Raw genomic sequence first — 16,510 nt, 5'->3', positions numbered from 1 at the left:
CCTTGTAATGATGCAGGATGCAAAACAGTTTTAAATTTTACTTCACGAAAAAGAACAAAATTCATGAATTGTACAGATATTGCTAGACGTGTCTATAACCATACGTGGAAACTTGATCCAATCATCCGTTCTCTTCTTGATACAGATTTTTATAAACTTCTTATGGTGCAGATGATCTGGGGATTGTATCCAGATGTTAATGCTACTTTTTCTCTCATAAACCGCACAAAAACAATTCGTCTTGCCAATGATATTGATGAAAGTGAACTGCGCACTCAACTTGATCATGCCCTTAGCTTGCGCTTTACTAAGAAAGAAATGATCTGGCTTGCCGGTAATACATTTTATGGACGTAAACGAATTTTTGAACCAGATTTTCTACAGTGGCTTGAAAAATTTCAGCTTCCAGAATATGAACTAACCCGCAAAGATGGTCAATATATTCTTCGTTTTGATGGACCATGGGCTTACAGTTCTATGTGGGAAATTCCTGCTCTTGCTATTATTAGTGAATTACGTTCACGTGCGGCTATGAAAGATCTTGGTCTTTTTGCACTTGATGTGCTTTATGCTCGTGCCAAAACAAAAATGTGGAGCAAAATTGAACGACTTAAAAAACTGCCTGACATTAAAATATCTGACTTTGGTACAAGACGTCGGCACTCATTTTTATGGCAACGATGGTGTGTTGAAGCTTTAAAAGAAGGAATTGGTAATTCTTTTACAGGTACTTCTAATGTCCTTCTTGCCATGGATACAGATGTAGAAGCTCTCGGTACAAATGCCCATGAATTACCAATGGTTATTTCTGCTCTTACCACCAATGACGATGATTTACGTAAAGCGTCTTATAAGGTCTTACAAGATTGGAATCGTTATTATGGTGGTAACCTTTTAATTGTATTGCCTGATGCTTTTGGCACAGAAGCTTTTTTACGAAATGCTCCAGAATGGGTAGCAGACTGGACAGGCTTCAGACCCGACAGTGCTCCCCCGATCGAAGGAGGTGAGCGAATCATCAAATGGTGGCAAGAAAAAGGAAAAAATCCACGTGAAAAATTATTAATTTTTTCCGATGCTCTAGATATAGACACCATTGAGAAAACTTATCACCACTTTCATGGCAAAGTCCGTATGTACTTTGGATGGGGAACTAATCTCACTAATGATTTTGAAAATTGTGCCCCTAAAAGTATTCCAAACCTTGAAGCCATTTCTCTTGTCTGTAAAGTCACCCATGCAAATGGCCGACCAGCTGTAAAACTTTCAGATAATCCTGAAAAAGCTATTGGTGATCCACAAGAAATACAACGTTACTTAAATTTTTTTGGGAATGAACAACGCACTGCTAAACCTGTAAAAATTTAGCTAGGAATTAATTTGTATAAAAATAACTTCTGAATAATAAATCTACAAAATATTCCTTTTTAAATATAAAATAGATCATAATCTAATCTTGCTTCGTTGTAATCACGTTCCCTAATACTAGGATACAACAATTCTCTTTAATGGATGCAGCAGTCTTATAATATTTTGAAAAATCTTATAAAGCGAAATACCGTTTCGGTATTTATAAATGCTAAACTTTTATAAAATAAATCAAAGTAAAAATACTTCTTTTAGTAAAATTTTCCATTTCGATCATATTTAAGAAGATGGACGTGTTATAATATAAAGGGCTATCATTAATAAAATAACCCCAACTAATAAAATAAGCCATAAAGCTGGATGGATTATCACCAAAAACGATAAAAAACCACCTAGCATACTTATAACTGCAAAAATCTTGATAGATAGCGGAATAGCTTTCTTTTCCTCCCACTGTTTAATAGGAGAACCAAAAATTCTGTGATTACACAACCAATGATGAAAACGTGGCGATGAACGAGCAAAACACCATGAAGCGACTAATAAAAAGGGTACTGTAGGCATAATAGGTAAAACGATACCGATAAACCCTAATACAATCATTGCCCATCCTAATATAGAATAGCAAATACGGAGAGGACGAGATATCTTAAAATCTTTTTTCATTATTTATAGCTGTTTTCTCTTGCTCAGATACTATTATGCAAAATATTGTTATTACGAAATTTTAATAGATTATCGTCTCTCTAAATAATACACCAATTAATGCTCTCCCAGAAGTAATTGTTTTCCAAAACAAAGAAAAATCTATACAATATGATAATAATTTTAAAGTTTTCAAACAATAAAAATTAATTCTTTTAGAGAATTCCCAAAAAAAAGGCTGCATGATAAATCAATGCAGCCTTGTAATTACGAATGCAGCGTTGGGAGGAGTAATACTGCACTCATTCACTAGACATTAGGAGGAAAATGACCTAGCTCTTATTTACTTAATAAAAACACATGCTAGAAACAATATACAAAAACGCATAGCTGCTATGCGTGATCTCCATTATATTTAAATTTCTTGAGCTGTACTCTGACAAAAGGAAGTAGATATAAAAATAACAATAAAAATGAATGTTAAAATCAATACAATTGTAGCAGCAGAATCAGAACCAATAAATAAGCTGAGATAAATCCCTAGAAAACTTGAACATACTGCAATAAATACAGCAATTAAAAGCATAGAAAAAAAACGCTTAGTCATGAGATAAGCAATAGCACCTGGTGCAATTAACAAAGAAATGACTAAAATAATTCCAACTGCTTGCAATGCAGCAACAATTGTCAGAGAAATCATTGTTAAAAAAGTATAATGGAGCACCGATATTTGTAATCCTATTGCACGTCCTTGAACTGAATCAAAAACATACAACATAAAATCACGCCATTTCATACCCAAAACTATTGTAATAATAACAGAAATTATTGTTGTTTGCGTAATATCAAGCCAATCAACGCCTAAAAGATTACCAAATAAAATATGATTTAAATCTAAATCACTATATATTGCTGTTGCTAAAACAAGCCCTAAACCAAACATGGATGAAAAAACAACACCCATAATAGTGTCCTGTTTAATCCGACTGTTATTCCCTAAGAAACCCGTTACAATGGCACAAATCATACCTGCTAAAAAAGCGCCACAAGCAATCAAAGTCATTGTGACATTAGCAGAGCGCACACCATGAAACCAAAGAAACGGTATAGAAGACAAAAATGTCATCGCCCATGGAGTTGCCATATATCCAACAACTACCCCAGGAAAAACTGCGTGAGAAATTGCATCTCCTAAAAGAGCCCATCCCTTTAAAATAAGAAAACAAGAAAGCAGAGCCATTGGGATAGCCAAAATAATGGTAATTATCATCCCTTTAATCATAAAAGAAAACTGAAAAGGAAGCAGCAATTGGTCAATCATATACACCACACCTTTTTGCTGCTCTCACACGTAAGCGTGCAGCAATATAACCATGTTTAGGAGCAAAAATAAAGGCGATTATAAATAAAAACGTTTGAAAAAGCACAATAACACCACCAGTTTGTGCATTCAAAAAATAACTCATATAAACACCAAAAATACTTGTAAAGGTTCCAATCATAACTGCAATGATCAAAAGATTTACAAAACGATCACTTAAACAATAAGCTGTTGCGCCCGGTGTAATTACAAGACAAATCACTAAAAAAGCCCCAACTGTTTGCATAGCTGCAACAGTACAAGCAGCAAGAAGTGTAAAAAAGAGAATTTTTAATAACGTAACATTTAGTCCAATAGCGCGCGCATGACTCTCATCAAATAAAAAAACCAACAAGTCTTTCCATTTCATACACAATATAAAAAGAGAAAAGAACCCAATACAAGCTAACTGCATAATATCTGATGAACTAACTGCTAAAACATTTCCAAGAACAATTGTATCAATATTAACAGACATTGGTCTTAATGATTTCAGAAACAATCCAAATGCAAAAAAGGAAGAAAAAATTAAACCAATAATTGTATCTTCTTTTAGCTTTGTTCGATAATTTAAAAATAACATTGCCGCAGCAGCAAGCCCACCAGAAAAAAAAGCTCCAAATGAAAAAGGGAGTCCCAAAAGATAAGCGCCAGCAACTCCAGGAACAATTGAATGGGAAAGCGCATCACCAATCAATGACCAACCTTTTAACATTAAAAAAGCAGAAAGAAAGGCACAAACGCAACCAACTAACCCTGAAACCCACATTGCATTAATCATATATTGATAGGCAAAAGGTTCAAGCAACCAAGGAATCATAAAATATGCTCCAGCTTTTGATTGCAATCATGAAATAAAGACTTATCATCTGTAGCAATATCATTTTTTTGTGCATTTTGGGAACCAGCATAATGATGACGCAGAGAACCACCAAAAATTTTTTCAAGATTTTTTTGTGTAAAAACCACTTCTGTTATTCCAGAAGCGACAACCGTTCCCTTGATTAAAATCGTTCGATCACAAAATTCAGTAACGGAATCTAAATTGTGAGTCGAGACTAATATAACAGCACCTTCTTTACGCAAATCTTGTAACAAAGTGATAATTTTATCCTCTGTTTTGATATCAACTCCTGTAAAGGGTTCATCGAGTAAAATCGCTTTTGCTTGTTGCGCAAGAGCACGTGCCAAAAAAACGCGTTTCTTTTGGCCACCAGACAGCTCACCAATCTGACGTTTAGCAAATGGCAACATATCGACACGTTCTAACGCAATACGAACAGCTTCATGATCTTGTTTTCGAGCATAGCGAAAAAAATTCATATGACCATATCGTCCCATCAGAACAACATCTTCAACGAGAACAGGAAAGTCCCAATCAATATCCTCACTTTGGGGAACATATGCAATAAGATTTTGTTTCAAAGCCTTTTTAACTGACAAACCTAAAATGCAAATCTGCCCCTTTGAAGGTTTTACAAATCCCATAATAGCTTTAAATAATGTAGACTTCCCTGATCCATTAACCCCAATCAATGCAGAAATAGAACCCATAGGACTTTCAAAACTCACTTCTCGCAAAGCTGTATGCCCGTTACGATAAGTCACAGATACATCTTGGGCAGATATTCCAGACTCAGTCATCGGCTTCTTACCTCATCTGACAAAGCCTTAGTAATACGTGCACTCGTAACACGTAATAAATCAATATAAGTAGGAACCTCACCATCCTTACTACTCAGTGAATCAACATAAAGAACACCCCCATACTTAGCCCCTGTTTCCCTTGCCACCTGTTTGGCAGGCGCAGCAGAAACAGTGCTTTCAGAAAAAACAACCGGAATATTATATTTCCGAACTGTGTCAATGACACGCTTAATTTGCTGCGGTGTCCCTTGCTGATCAGCATTAATAGGCCATAAATAGAGTTCTTTCAAACCGAAATCACGAGCCAAATAACTAAACGCACCTTCACTTGTTACAAGCCAACGCTTGTCTTCTGGTATTGTTTGCAACTCAGCTTTAATTGGGTCAATGCTCAAGCGAATTTTTTGTTTATAAACTTCAGCATTCTTATTATAAATAGCAGCATGCTCAGGATCATATTTTATAAAAGCATCACGAATATTATCAACATAAATCAAGGCAGAGACTGGTGACATCCACGCATGAGGATTGGGTTTACCGCTAAAAGGCCCATCTCCAATTTTAATAGTCGCAATACCTTCTGAAACAACTACACTTGGAACATCTTTAATATTTTGAAAAAATCTCTCAAACCAAAGTTCTAATTCCAAACCATTCCATAAGATAAGGTTAGCTCCTTGAGCTCGCATAAGATCGCGTGGCGTAGGTTGATATTCATGAATTTCAGCACCTGGTTTGGTAATTGACTCAACATCAGCAACATCGCCTGCAACATTACGAGCCATATCGGCAATAATAGTAAAAGTTGTAACAGCTTTAAATTTACCAGCACTCAAAACTGTACTGGGGGTTAAAAGAATTACACCCCAAAAACATGTGATAAAAAAAGCTTTCAGTTGCATTGATTTTCTTTCTATTGCTAATGATTTGCATTATCATATATAAATAACAGTTAATTTCCAACTTTGCAATAATTTTAAAATAATGCCTTTTCTGGCTATTTTAAAAAAGAGAATAGTGAAATATTTGTTTCATATCCAAGAAAACAAAAACTATGTCCGCACAATATAATAATTAATGACGCAAATATGCACCCGTTGTTTTCGCGACACTCTCAATTATTTTTAAAGTCAATCCTTCAAGATCTTCATCAGTTAAAGTCCGTTCCATAGGCTGAATAGTTACTTCAATTGCAACAGATTTTTTATCATGACCAAGACTTGGATCTTCAAAAAGATCAAAAACCTGTACTGAATGAATAAGTTTTTTATCCGCTCCACTCACAGCACGAACAATAAGAGAGGAGGCAACTTCTTTATCAACAACAAATGCGAAATCACGTCGTACCCTTTGAAAAGGTGACAAACTTAAAGAAGGACGGATTTTAGTAACCTTTTTTTTGGGTTCTGGAATTCGATCAAGGAAAATTTCAAAACCGCATATAGGACCACTTACACATAACTTTTCTAAAGTAGTAGGATGAAAAATACCAAAAAAACCAAGAATAACTTTTGGTCCAAGTTTGATAACACCTGAACAACCAGGATGATACCAATGAGGTGCTCCAATTTCAATTTGTACTTTATTGCTATCCATACCACATGCTTCCAAAACAGCAAATGCATCCGCTTTAGCATCAAAAACATCCACTGCCTTTGCATTTCCAGTCCAAAAGCGTCCACCTCCTTCAAACTTTTCCGTACCACAACGAATACCACTAGCAACATTCCGTTGCTTATCCGGTGTATCACCTTCATAAATGTTGGAAACTTCAAACAAAGCAAAATCTGAAAAACCACGATCAATATTTCGCTGTGCAGCAACAAGTAAGCTAGGTAAAAGAGAAGGACGCATTACAGACATATCAGAAGCAATAGGATTCACTAATTTAAGCTGTGCCTGACCGCCCCCAAAAGCTAATGCCTGATTTTCAGAAATAAATGACCAAGTTATGGCTTCCATCATACCTCGATACGCTAAAATCCGACGAGCAGTATGTGAACAAATCTGCAAAAATGTAAACGTTTTCTGCTTAACTTCAGCTAAACTTTCCAACGGTATAGGCTGTATCTTATCTAATCCATAAATTCGCATGATTTCTTCTACTAAATCAGCCTTACCAACAATATCAAGACGCCAAGTTGGTACTGTAACCGTAACCACATCCCCTTTTCCTTCAAGGCCAAATCCAAGTTGTGTCAAAAGAGTAAAAGCTTGCTCTGGTCCTATCTCTAAATTAGTTAAACGCTTAATTTCAGAAAATGGAAAAACTATCTTTTTAATTTCTGGCTTTTTATACCCAATGACTTGTGTTGTTGATGCTTCACCACCACAAAAACGCAAAACGAATTCCGCAGCAATCTCAAGACCCGATTCCATAAAAGCCGGGTCAACACCCCGTTCAAATCGGTAACGCGCATCACTAATAAGTCCTAATGAACGACCTGTGCGTGCAATATTCTTTGAATCCCAAAGCGCTGATTCAATAATGACACGACGTGTTTTGTCATCACAACTAGTTCTTTCACCACCCATAATACCGGCAATGGCAATAACACCCTCTTCATCCGCAATAACACAATTTTCAAGACCTAAATTGTAAACTTTACCATTTAATGCTTGAAATTGTTCACCCTCACGACCAAGACGGACGCTCAATTTCCCCTTAAGCTTATCTGCATCAAAAACATGAAGGGGACGACCGAAATCAAAACTGATATAATTTGTTATATCAATCAAGGCATTTATTGATCGCAAACCAATAGCATTCAAACGCTGTTGCATCCATTGCGGCGACCTGCCATTTTGTACATTGCGAATCTCACACCAAGAAAAACCTGAGCATAATGATAAGTCCTGCGGATAATTCAAAGATACTTGAACTGATGTTTCAAAAAACGAAGACAGTTGTGGTAAAGATAATTTTTTTAATCTTCCAATTCCAGTTGCAGCCAAATCACGGGCAATTCCTCTAACACCTGTACAATCAGAGCGATTAGGTGTTAAACCAATATCAATCACTGGATCATCTAATCCTGCATAAGTTACAAATGACATTCCAATAGGTGCATCTTTCGAAAGTTCAATAATCCCACAATCCTCATCGAATAAACCAAGCTCTGCTTGTGAGCACATCATACCAAAACTTTCAACACCACGAATTTTCCCTACAGATAATGTCACATCAAGTCCAGGAACATAAGTGCCTGGCAACGCAAGAACACCAACAAGTCCAGGACGTGCATTTGACGCACCACATACAACTTGGATAGGCGAATCAGACCCTATATCTACTGATAAAACCTGTAATTTATCCGCATCAGGATGTTTAATAGCAGTTAAAACTTTTGCAATTACAAAACCGGCTAAAGAAGAACGATCTTCAATATGATCAACCTCAAGGCCAATTGCTACCAGTTTATCACAAATTTCATCCAAAGACGCACTTGTCTCTAAGTGATCTTTCAACCAAGATAATGTAAACTTCATTTTCAAACCTCACACGACAACGGCTATAAGATCACACACTATTTAAACCAGAAAATAAAAGAGAGATGTCAAAACAGCGAAAACCATAATGATTTAACCAACGAACATCAGCATCAAAAAAAGCTCGTAAATCAGGCATACCATATTTTAACATAGCAATACGATCAATACCCATTCCCCATGCAAAGCCTTGATATTCATCTGGATCAAAACCAGCATTCCCCAAAACATGAGGATGCACCATTCCACATCCTAAAATTTCTAACCAATCACGACCTTCTCCAAATTTTACTTCCAAACCAGAACGATCACATTGAATGTCCACTTCCATAGAAGGCTCAGTAAAAGGAAAGAAAGAAGGGCGAAAACGCATCTTTACCGAAGGTACTTCAAAAAAGGATTTACAAAAAGTTTCATGAAGCCACATCATATGTGCAATGTTAGAAACTTTATCAATCACTAATCCTTCTATCTGATGAAACATTGGTGAATGAGTTGCATCAGAATCCATACGATATGTTTTTCCAGGAATAATAATACGTATCGGTGTCTGTTTTTTTTCCATCACACGAATTTGCACTGGTGATGTATGTGTACGCAACAATTTTCGATTTCCCATTTCATCAACATCAAAAAAGAAGGTATCATGCATCTCACGTGCGGGATGACCTTCAGGGAAATTTAACGCAGTAAAATTATAATAATCCGTTTCAATATCTGGCCCTTCTGCAATAGAAAAACCCAAATCCGTATAAATGGTTACAATTTCATCAATCACCTGTGAGATAGGATGAATACGGCCCCGCTCTATAGGTGATGAACGAACAGGTAAAGTGACATCAACGGTTTCATTAGAAAGACGTATAGCCATTACTTGATTTTTGAGAGCATCACGCTTTTGCATCCATAACTCTAATACGCGTTTTTTTAATCCATTAAGTACTGGGCCTAGTTTATGCCGCTCATCAGCACTCATATTGCCTAATGCCTTTAATTTTTCAGAAATGCTCCCCTTCTTCCCTAAAGCTCCAATACGCACTGCTTCAAGTGTTTGTTCATCATTCGCTGCTTCTAAAGCACAACAAATTTCTTGTTCCAAATGCTCAATATCGTTATCGTTCATAATTTCTGCCTATTTTTTCAATAAAAAACCGCACCAGTAATAACCAGCGCGGAATCTCGAATAAATGAATGCCTAAAGAAAACGCAGCTGGCTACTTGACAGCGCTTTCAAAAGCATTGGGCGTTGTGTCTTTTAAATACTCTAAAGCTTTCTTTGCAGAATCTACCAAAGCAATAAATACTGTTGGATCATAAATAGCTATATCAGAGAGAATCTTACGATCTATCTCAATACCAGCTTTTGTTAAACCATCAATAAAACGCCCATAGGTCAAGCCCTCTACACGAACAGCAGCATTGATTCTTTGAATCCACAAAGCACGAAAAGTGCGTTTTCTGTTTTTACGATCACGATAAGCATATTGCTTTGAACGGTCAACTGCTGCTTTAGCTGCACGAATGGTGTTTTTACGACGACCATAAAAACCTTTAGCCTGCTTGAGAACCTTCTTGTGCTTAGCGTGAGCTACAACACCTCTTTTTACACGTGCCATAAATAATCTCCTACAAAATCAAAGCAAAGCTTAAAGGCCATTTGGTAAATAACACTGAATAACTTTTTTAGCATCTGGTTCAGCCAACACCATCATTCCACGTGCATCACGAATAAACTTATTAGAACGTTTAATCATACCATGCCGCTTACCTGCAGCAGCCGCTTTAACTTTGCCTGTCGCAGTAACTTTAAATCGCTTTTTAGCAGATGACTTTGTTTTCATTTTGGGCATTTCGTTACTCCATACGTTATACGTTTAAATTCGATCAAGCTGATCAAAGCTCGAGTAAACATTTGAACAGCCACGGCATGCCCTGCCGGGCAGTTCTTATTGCATTTTCATAAGCCAGTATACATAAAATAGCAAGTCTGTGTTAAAAAAAAACTGGAGCCCCATTGCCTTTAACTTCAACTAAAGGTGCTGGAACCGTATTCGTTTTAATCGCTGCTTTGCAGAGATCTGCAATGATGCACTGTACACATTCTACTTTACGCGCCTTGCAAATATAACGTCCATGTAAAATGAGCCAATGATGCGCATACTGTAGATAACAATCTGGAATAATTTTTACTAATTTTTCTTCGACCTCTTCCGGTGTTTTTCCTGATGCTAAACCAAGACGATTTCCAAGACGCAAAATATGCGTATCCACTGCCATAGTAGGCTGTCCAAAAGCAATGTTCAAAACAACATTCGCAGTTTTACGTCCTACACCAGGGAGTGTCATAAGTGCTTCACGACTATCAGGAACTTGTCCACCATATTGATCAATCAAACGACAACAAAGTGCATAAACATTATGCGCTTTTGCACGCCAAAGACCAATCGAACGAATATGCTGTGCAATTCCTTCTTCTCCTAATGTAATCATTTTTTCTGGTCGATCAGCAAAGCAAAACAATTTTTTTGTAACTTTGTTAACACTCGCATCCGTAGTTTGGGCAGAAAGAACAACCGCAACCAAAAGAGTGAAAACATTGGTATAATTAAGATCACTCTTAGGTGTAGGACGCTGAACAGAAAAACGACGAAATATTTCTGCAATTTCGTCCTTTCTATAAATTGTCTTGGTATTTTTGTATATCTCTAATGATTTGATCACTTTTTCAGTCATTACACTCTGCTAGATCTTCTTTTCCAACATTTTTGTTTAATTTTACTAAATAGCTACCTTATAAATTACCACAATGATATATATCTTATCGTATTTACTTCTTTTTAAATTTTAGATAACCAAAAAACATTATAATATATCTGTAAAGTTAATTGTTTTCGTTAAAGTAATTATAAAATTGTATACATATTTTTTATATGTTATTAAATTTAAGATCAGTGATCTTAATTAAAAGCACTCAACTGATTATTTAGTGAAGCACAAAAAAATTAAAAATATATCTTCTTCTCACTAGGAATAATACATATCACAAATGCTGAGTTGAAAAATTGCCTTTTATCTATTAATCTTTGTAATCGTGATTAAAACCAAAACCAGTAGCAATCAAAGTAATAGAAGGTAATGCATAAAGGATCAATACAATGAAAGAGTGTAAACAAATCTTACCGTTACAAAATACGATCTTTCCTGATGCGCGACAAATTGCTTACTTAAAAGAAGTTTGTACAGATGATCTAGCCAAAAATTTTCCAGATCTTCCACCAATGATTCCAGGCATTACGATATGGGCTCTCTTCGGAGAAACGGGTCACCCAATTATTTTATCAGATGAGCGTTCTATAGCTCTTGCAGGTGCTAATGAGCATGAATTACAAATTGTAACGCTTCAATAAACTCGTTTTAAAATTCTGGATTATTCCTAAACAACAAACCAGAATTCGATAAAAATTGTTCTATATTTTATAGAAGTAAACACAGCAAAAGAAATATTATTCTAAAACTTAAAAATAGGGATTAGGGACAATTTATATCTATACTCTTAGCAATATACCACAATAAGTATGATAAAAAAATCTCATAGTGTTTTTAGCGCCGTCCACATGCTTTTAATTGCTGATTATAAAGTCTAGAAAGTGATTCCACATGTTTTGCTTTTTTTGCAATATTAGCAGAGGAAGGGCCTTTATAACGTGCATAAGCATCATGTCCCATATGATAATTTAAATAGAGGTTATAGGCATCATTTGGGCTAATATTATTACGTCGAACACTTTGACGATGATACCAGGCAATAAAATCTGCTGTATCCGCAAAATTAGTACGCCACGCAAAAACTTTTCCTGTAGAACGAACATAATGATCCCATGTGCCATCAAGCGCTTGAGCATAACCGTAAGCGGTTGAAGGACGCTTCCATGGAATAAAACCGAGAAGTTTTGTACGTGGAGGACGTGCATTATGACGAAAATTTGATTCTACACGAATAGTTGCAAGAATAATAGGCATAGGAATTCCATGAAGTAACTCCGCATTTTTAGCCGCCTTTCTCCAATTATTAAAAAAACTATCTTTTTGAGCTAAAATAGCGCAAGCGTTGTTAATCTGTATAGGAGGTTTTGTAGAACAACTTCCCAATAGAAACAAACACCCACCTAACAAAAAAAAGCGCCCTATCACCTGTTTTCCCTAATCCTAAAAACTAAATAAAGTATTATTAAAAATTTTAATTAAATTTACAAATAAAAAAATCAATATGATATTTTGATACCTTTCTTCTATTCCTTATCATCTAAGTGTAGGGTTTGTGACTGAGGATATACTGTTGTTGGCTCTGATATAGAATCATTTTCTTTTAATTCAAAAGCTTCAATACGATTAGCTCGCTTCATAATTTTAGAGGATGATGTCAAAATTGCTTCAATATCTTCACTCGTTTTATAAAAATGTTTCTGTAAAGAGCGAACACGCATATCCATTCGCTCAAAATCTTCCATTAATCTTACTACTTCTGACTGAATTAAATGCGCTTGTTCACGCATCCTTGCATCTTTCATAATAGTTTGTACAACTTGAACAGATAACATTAATAAAGAAGGCGATACAATAATCACATGTGCTCGATTAGCCTTTTGCACTAATGACTCAAAATCCTCATAGATTGTAGCAAAAATTGATTCTGACGGCACAAAAAGAAAAGCTGTATCATGTGTTTCCCCAGGAATTAAATATTTTTTTGTAATATCGCGAATATGAACATCCATATCATTACGAAATTGGCGTTCAGCTTCCTGACGTTCTTGAGATGATGATGCCTCACGCATCGCATTCCAAGCCTCCAAAGGAAATTTAGCATCAATAACAAGAGCTGGTGCCTTATTAGGCATATAAATAAGACAATCTGGTCGTTTTCCATTTGAAAGAGTAGTTTGAAAAACGTAAGCACTAGATGGTAAAGCATCAGAAATAATTGCCTCCATCCGTCCCTGCCCAAAAGCACCTCGTGTTTGCTTATTATTTAAAATAGCTTGCAATTGAACAACTTGTCCAGTAAGCGATTGAATATTATTCTGCGCGGCATCTATCACTGCCAAACGTTCTTGTAAACGATTCAAGTTCTCATAAGTAGACTTAGTTTGCACCTGAAGAGTCTGCCCTAAATTAGTCCTCATCCCATTAAGTTGTTCACAAATCGATTGATTCAATTCAAACTGCCTTTGACTAAAAATTTCTGCCATTGTTTGCATACGCCCTTGCATTTCAACCTGTGTTTGCAACAATGTAGCCATCTGCGTTTGTGCCTCGCGAGCGCGTTCAGCCACGTCACGTTCCCAAATGGTTCTTTTCCGGTTATTATGTATAATGATTAAAAGCACTCCACAAACTAGAACAAAGAAAACGACCAGTTGACTATAGTGCTTACCAAAGGGCATTATTAAAAAAAGCGAATCAAACATAAGAATAATATAGTGGTTTTATCGCAAAAAAATACATGCGCTGATTCAATTTCAATACTTACCTTTAATAAATTAAACATCGATTTGTAAAACTATTTATTATGTCAATAAAGTCTTTAGTTATTTTACCTGATCCTATTTTACGTGAAGTTTCAAAGCCAGTTGAGCGTATTGATCCAATTATTCAAAAATTAGCTGATGATATGCTAGAAACTATGTATAACGCTCAAGGTATTGGACTTGCAGCTGTTCAAGTTGGCGTACCATTACGGATGTTAGTTGTAGATATCCACCCAAAAGATGCTCCTAAAAATCCGCTTGTTATTATTAATCCAGAAATTTTATGGGTATCAGATGAACGTAGCGTTTATAAAGAAGGTTGTCTTTCTATTCCTGACTATTTTGCAGAAGTTGAACGTCCCAAATGCCTCTGTATGTGCTATAGAGATCGTGAAGGGAAACAAGTAGAAATTGAAGCAAATGATCTTTTAGCTACTTGCTTACAACACGAAATTGATCATTTAAATGGGTGTCTTTTTATTGACCACATTTCAAAAACCAAACGTGATATGGTAATACGAAAATTCAAAAAACGTGCAAAAATGCAAAATGCATCGAAAGCAGCTTTATAATGGCATTACGATTAAGCTTTATGGGAACACCGAATTTTTCTGTACCCATTCTGCATGCTTTATTAGAAGCTGGTCATGATATTGTAGCAGTTTATAGTCAACCTCCTCGTCCAGCAGGACGACGTGGTCTCAAATTATTTCCTTCTCCTGTTCAAATTGCAGCACAGGAGAAATCGATTCCTGTTTTTACACCTCAAACTCTCAAAACAACTGAAGAACAAATCAAATTTGCAGAACTTTCTGTTGATGTTGCTGTTGTTGTCGCTTATGGGTTATTATTGCCCAAACCTATTCTTGAAACACCACGCTTTGGTTGTTTTAATGCTCACGCTTCCCTATTACCCCGCTGGCGTGGCGCTGCACCTATTCAACGTGCAATTATGGCTAACGACCAGGAAACAGGAATGATGATTATGAAAATGGATGAAGGATTAGACACAGGACCTATTGCTTTATCGCATTCAATTGCTATCACTGATAACATGACAGCTTATGAACTTTCAGAGCAACTATCACATATAGGAGCAAAACTTATCATAGACACTTTATCAGCTCTCGAAAAAAATCAACTGAAACTTACTCCACAATCATCAAAAGGAGTAACCTATGCTGTTAAAATCAAAAAAGAAGAAACCCAAATTGATTGGACGCAGTCTGCCAAATTCATTCATAAACACATCTGCGCTCTTTCTCCTACTCCTGGTTGTTGGTGCAACATGAATATCAATGGAAAACAAGAACGAGTGAAAATTCTCGGAAGTCGCTTAATAGAGAAAAGATCCATCGAAATTGGAAAAATAGAACCAGAGCAATTGATTATTCACTGTGGACAAGGATGTATAGAAATAACTCATCTACAAAGATCCGGTGGAAGACTTCTTGATCGCGCAACATTTTTGCGAGGAGCTAATATTTCTGCAGTTTTCTAATATGGCACGCTTTAAACTCACTCTTGAATATGATGGCTCCAATTATGCTGGCTGGCAACGCCAGAAGAATCTTCGTACTATACAAGGTTCCATTGAAAACGCTATTTTTCACTTTAGCGGACAAAAACTAACTATCACTACAGCTGGAAGAACCGATGCTGGAGTCCACGCTATGGGACAAGTTGCTCACATTGATTTTGAGAAAAATTGGAATACGAATACTGTACGTGATGCTCTCAATGCTCATTTGCAGAAACAAGGCGAAAATATTGCTGTTCTCAATGTTCAGAATGTTCCTGATAACTTTGACGCGCGATTTTGTGCGACTAAACGCCACTATCTTTTTAAAATTCTCAATCGCCGCTCACCACCAGCTCTCAATACTAAACGTGTTTGGTGGTTACCAAAACCACTAGATGCCGATGCTATGCATAAAGCAGCTCAAAAACTTGTAGGGCAGCATGATTTTACCACTTTCCGATCAGCTTATTGCCAAGCAAAAAGTCCTGTCCGTACCCTTGAACGCTTAGACATTCAAAGAGAAGGAGATGAAATTTTCCTTTATGCACAGGCTCGTTCTTTTCTTCATCATCAAATTCGTTCATTTGCAGGAAGCTTGATGGAAGTTGGTATTGGACGTTGGACAGCTGAAGATCTTGAAGCAGCTCTTCACGCGAGAAATCGGGCCCGCTGTGGTGTCGTAGCTCCTCCCTCAGGACTTTATCTAATGAAAGTTGACTATTAACTACTTTATTAAAATTGTTTTCACGAGCTATTAATAATAGCTAAGAGCTTTATAAAAAAATTTAGAGATTGTCATCAATGAAAATCAAGTATCGAATTGAAAAACCACTATATTACACTAGAAAGAAAATTCACACTTTTAAAAACTAACATTTTTCTCCAGTCACATTTTTATTGATCTTTTTAAAAGGTTTTTGAAAGTCTGTAATTGGTCTTTGCGTTTTGTAT

The 16,510-nt window shown here is 36.2% G+C and carries 17 protein-coding genes; 5 read left to right on the top strand and 12 right to left on the bottom strand.

Annotated features, from left to right (window positions below):
* The first annotated feature begins 63 nt into the window (after positions 1-63).
* Positions 64-1,368 (top strand): nicotinate phosphoribosyltransferase, encoded by a 1,305-nt coding sequence (gene pncB / locus B11cv2_RS06955; RefSeq protein ID WP_100693889.1) that lies wholly within the window; start codon positions 64-66, stop codon positions 1,366-1,368.
* Positions 1,369-1,647: 279 nt separating this feature from the next.
* On the opposite strand, the gene B11cv2_RS06950 is transcribed toward pncB, so the two are convergent.
* The 10 genes from B11cv2_RS06950 to nth form a co-directional block, all read right to left on the bottom strand.
* On the bottom strand, positions 1,648-2,034 hold the full coding sequence (locus B11cv2_RS06950) for a YbaN family protein (RefSeq protein ID WP_100693888.1): 387 nt from the start codon (positions 2,032-2,034) through the stop codon (positions 1,648-1,650).
* Between the two features lie 394 nt (positions 2,035-2,428).
* On the bottom strand, positions 2,429-3,334 hold the full coding sequence (locus tag B11cv2_RS06945) for a metal ABC transporter permease (RefSeq protein ID WP_100693887.1): 906 nt from the start codon (positions 3,332-3,334) through the stop codon (positions 2,429-2,431).
* Entirely contained in the window at positions 3,327-4,193 is an 867-nt protein-coding gene (locus B11cv2_RS06940) for a metal ABC transporter permease (protein ID WP_100693886.1), read from the bottom strand. The genes B11cv2_RS06945 and B11cv2_RS06940 overlap by 8 nt, the downstream gene beginning before the upstream one ends.
* A complete protein-coding gene (locus tag B11cv2_RS06935; RefSeq protein ID WP_100693885.1) occupies positions 4,190-5,017 on the bottom strand; it encodes a manganese/iron ABC transporter ATP-binding protein in 828 nt (275 codons plus the stop codon). Before B11cv2_RS06935 ends, B11cv2_RS06940 begins: the two co-directional genes overlap by 4 nt.
* On the bottom strand, positions 5,014-5,922 hold the full coding sequence (locus B11cv2_RS06930) for a metal ABC transporter substrate-binding protein (RefSeq protein WP_100693884.1): 909 nt from the start codon (positions 5,920-5,922) through the stop codon (positions 5,014-5,016). The genes B11cv2_RS06935 and B11cv2_RS06930 overlap by 4 nt, the downstream gene beginning before the upstream one ends.
* A gap of 172 nt (positions 5,923-6,094) precedes the next feature.
* Complete coding sequence (gene pheT / locus B11cv2_RS06925) at positions 6,095-8,509, bottom strand: phenylalanine--tRNA ligase subunit beta (RefSeq protein WP_100693883.1); 2,415 nt, start codon at positions 8,507-8,509, stop codon at positions 6,095-6,097.
* 31 nt (positions 8,510-8,540) lie between these two features.
* On the bottom strand, positions 8,541-9,632 hold the full coding sequence (pheS, locus tag B11cv2_RS06920) for a phenylalanine--tRNA ligase subunit alpha (protein ID WP_100693882.1): 1,092 nt from the start codon (positions 9,630-9,632) through the stop codon (positions 8,541-8,543).
* Between the two features lie 91 nt (positions 9,633-9,723).
* Positions 9,724-10,125, bottom strand: a complete 402-nt coding sequence (gene rplT, locus B11cv2_RS06915; RefSeq protein WP_035005479.1) for a 50S ribosomal protein L20 — start codon at positions 10,123-10,125, stop codon at positions 9,724-9,726.
* A 30-nt stretch (positions 10,126-10,155) separates the two neighbouring features.
* Positions 10,156-10,359 (bottom strand): 50S ribosomal protein L35, encoded by a 204-nt coding sequence (gene rpmI / locus B11cv2_RS06910; protein ID WP_035005477.1) that lies wholly within the window; start codon positions 10,357-10,359, stop codon positions 10,156-10,158.
* A gap of 142 nt (positions 10,360-10,501) precedes the next feature.
* Positions 10,502-11,242, bottom strand: a complete 741-nt coding sequence (nth, locus tag B11cv2_RS06905) for an endonuclease III (RefSeq protein ID WP_100693881.1) — start codon at positions 11,240-11,242, stop codon at positions 10,502-10,504.
* Positions 11,243-11,664: 422 nt separating this feature from the next.
* Here nth and B11cv2_RS06900 point away from each other — a divergent pair, with 422 nt between their 5' ends.
* Entirely contained in the window at positions 11,665-11,916 is a 252-nt protein-coding gene (locus tag B11cv2_RS06900) for a DUF1150 family protein (protein WP_078692525.1), read from the top strand.
* A gap of 193 nt (positions 11,917-12,109) precedes the next feature.
* On the opposite strand, the gene B11cv2_RS06895 is transcribed toward B11cv2_RS06900, so the two are convergent.
* Together B11cv2_RS06895 and B11cv2_RS06890 are read right to left on the bottom strand one after the other, a co-directional pair.
* Positions 12,110-12,697, bottom strand: a complete 588-nt coding sequence (locus B11cv2_RS06895) for a hypothetical protein (protein ID WP_100693992.1) — start codon at positions 12,695-12,697, stop codon at positions 12,110-12,112.
* A gap of 101 nt (positions 12,698-12,798) precedes the next feature.
* Positions 12,799-13,977, bottom strand: coding sequence for a DNA recombination protein RmuC (locus B11cv2_RS06890; protein ID WP_100693880.1), 1,179 nt, complete (start codon positions 13,975-13,977; stop codon positions 12,799-12,801).
* A gap of 101 nt (positions 13,978-14,078) precedes the next feature.
* On the opposite strand from B11cv2_RS06890, the gene def reads away from it, so the two are divergent.
* The 3 genes from def to truA are packed head-to-tail and all read left to right on the top strand — an operon-like array spanning position 14,079 to position 16,283.
* Positions 14,079-14,609, top strand: a complete 531-nt coding sequence (gene def, locus B11cv2_RS06885; protein ID WP_100693879.1) for a peptide deformylase — start codon at positions 14,079-14,081, stop codon at positions 14,607-14,609.
* Positions 14,609-15,538, top strand: coding sequence for a methionyl-tRNA formyltransferase (fmt, locus tag B11cv2_RS06880; protein WP_100693878.1), 930 nt, complete (start codon positions 14,609-14,611; stop codon positions 15,536-15,538). The genes def and fmt overlap by 1 nt, the downstream gene beginning before the upstream one ends.
* 1 nt (position 15,539) lies before the next feature.
* A complete protein-coding gene (gene truA / locus B11cv2_RS06875) occupies positions 15,540-16,283 on the top strand; it encodes a tRNA pseudouridine(38-40) synthase TruA (protein ID WP_100693877.1) in 744 nt (247 codons plus the stop codon).
* Positions 16,284-16,510: the final 227 nt, after the last annotated feature.

It is taken from the genome of Bartonella sp. 1-1C (assembly GCF_002810325.1).
Classification (GTDB): domain Bacteria; phylum Pseudomonadota; class Alphaproteobacteria; order Rhizobiales; family Rhizobiaceae; genus Bartonella; species Bartonella rochalimae.
Note: the sequence above shows the minus strand (reverse complement) of the source record. Positions and strands in the feature narration are given on the sequence as shown.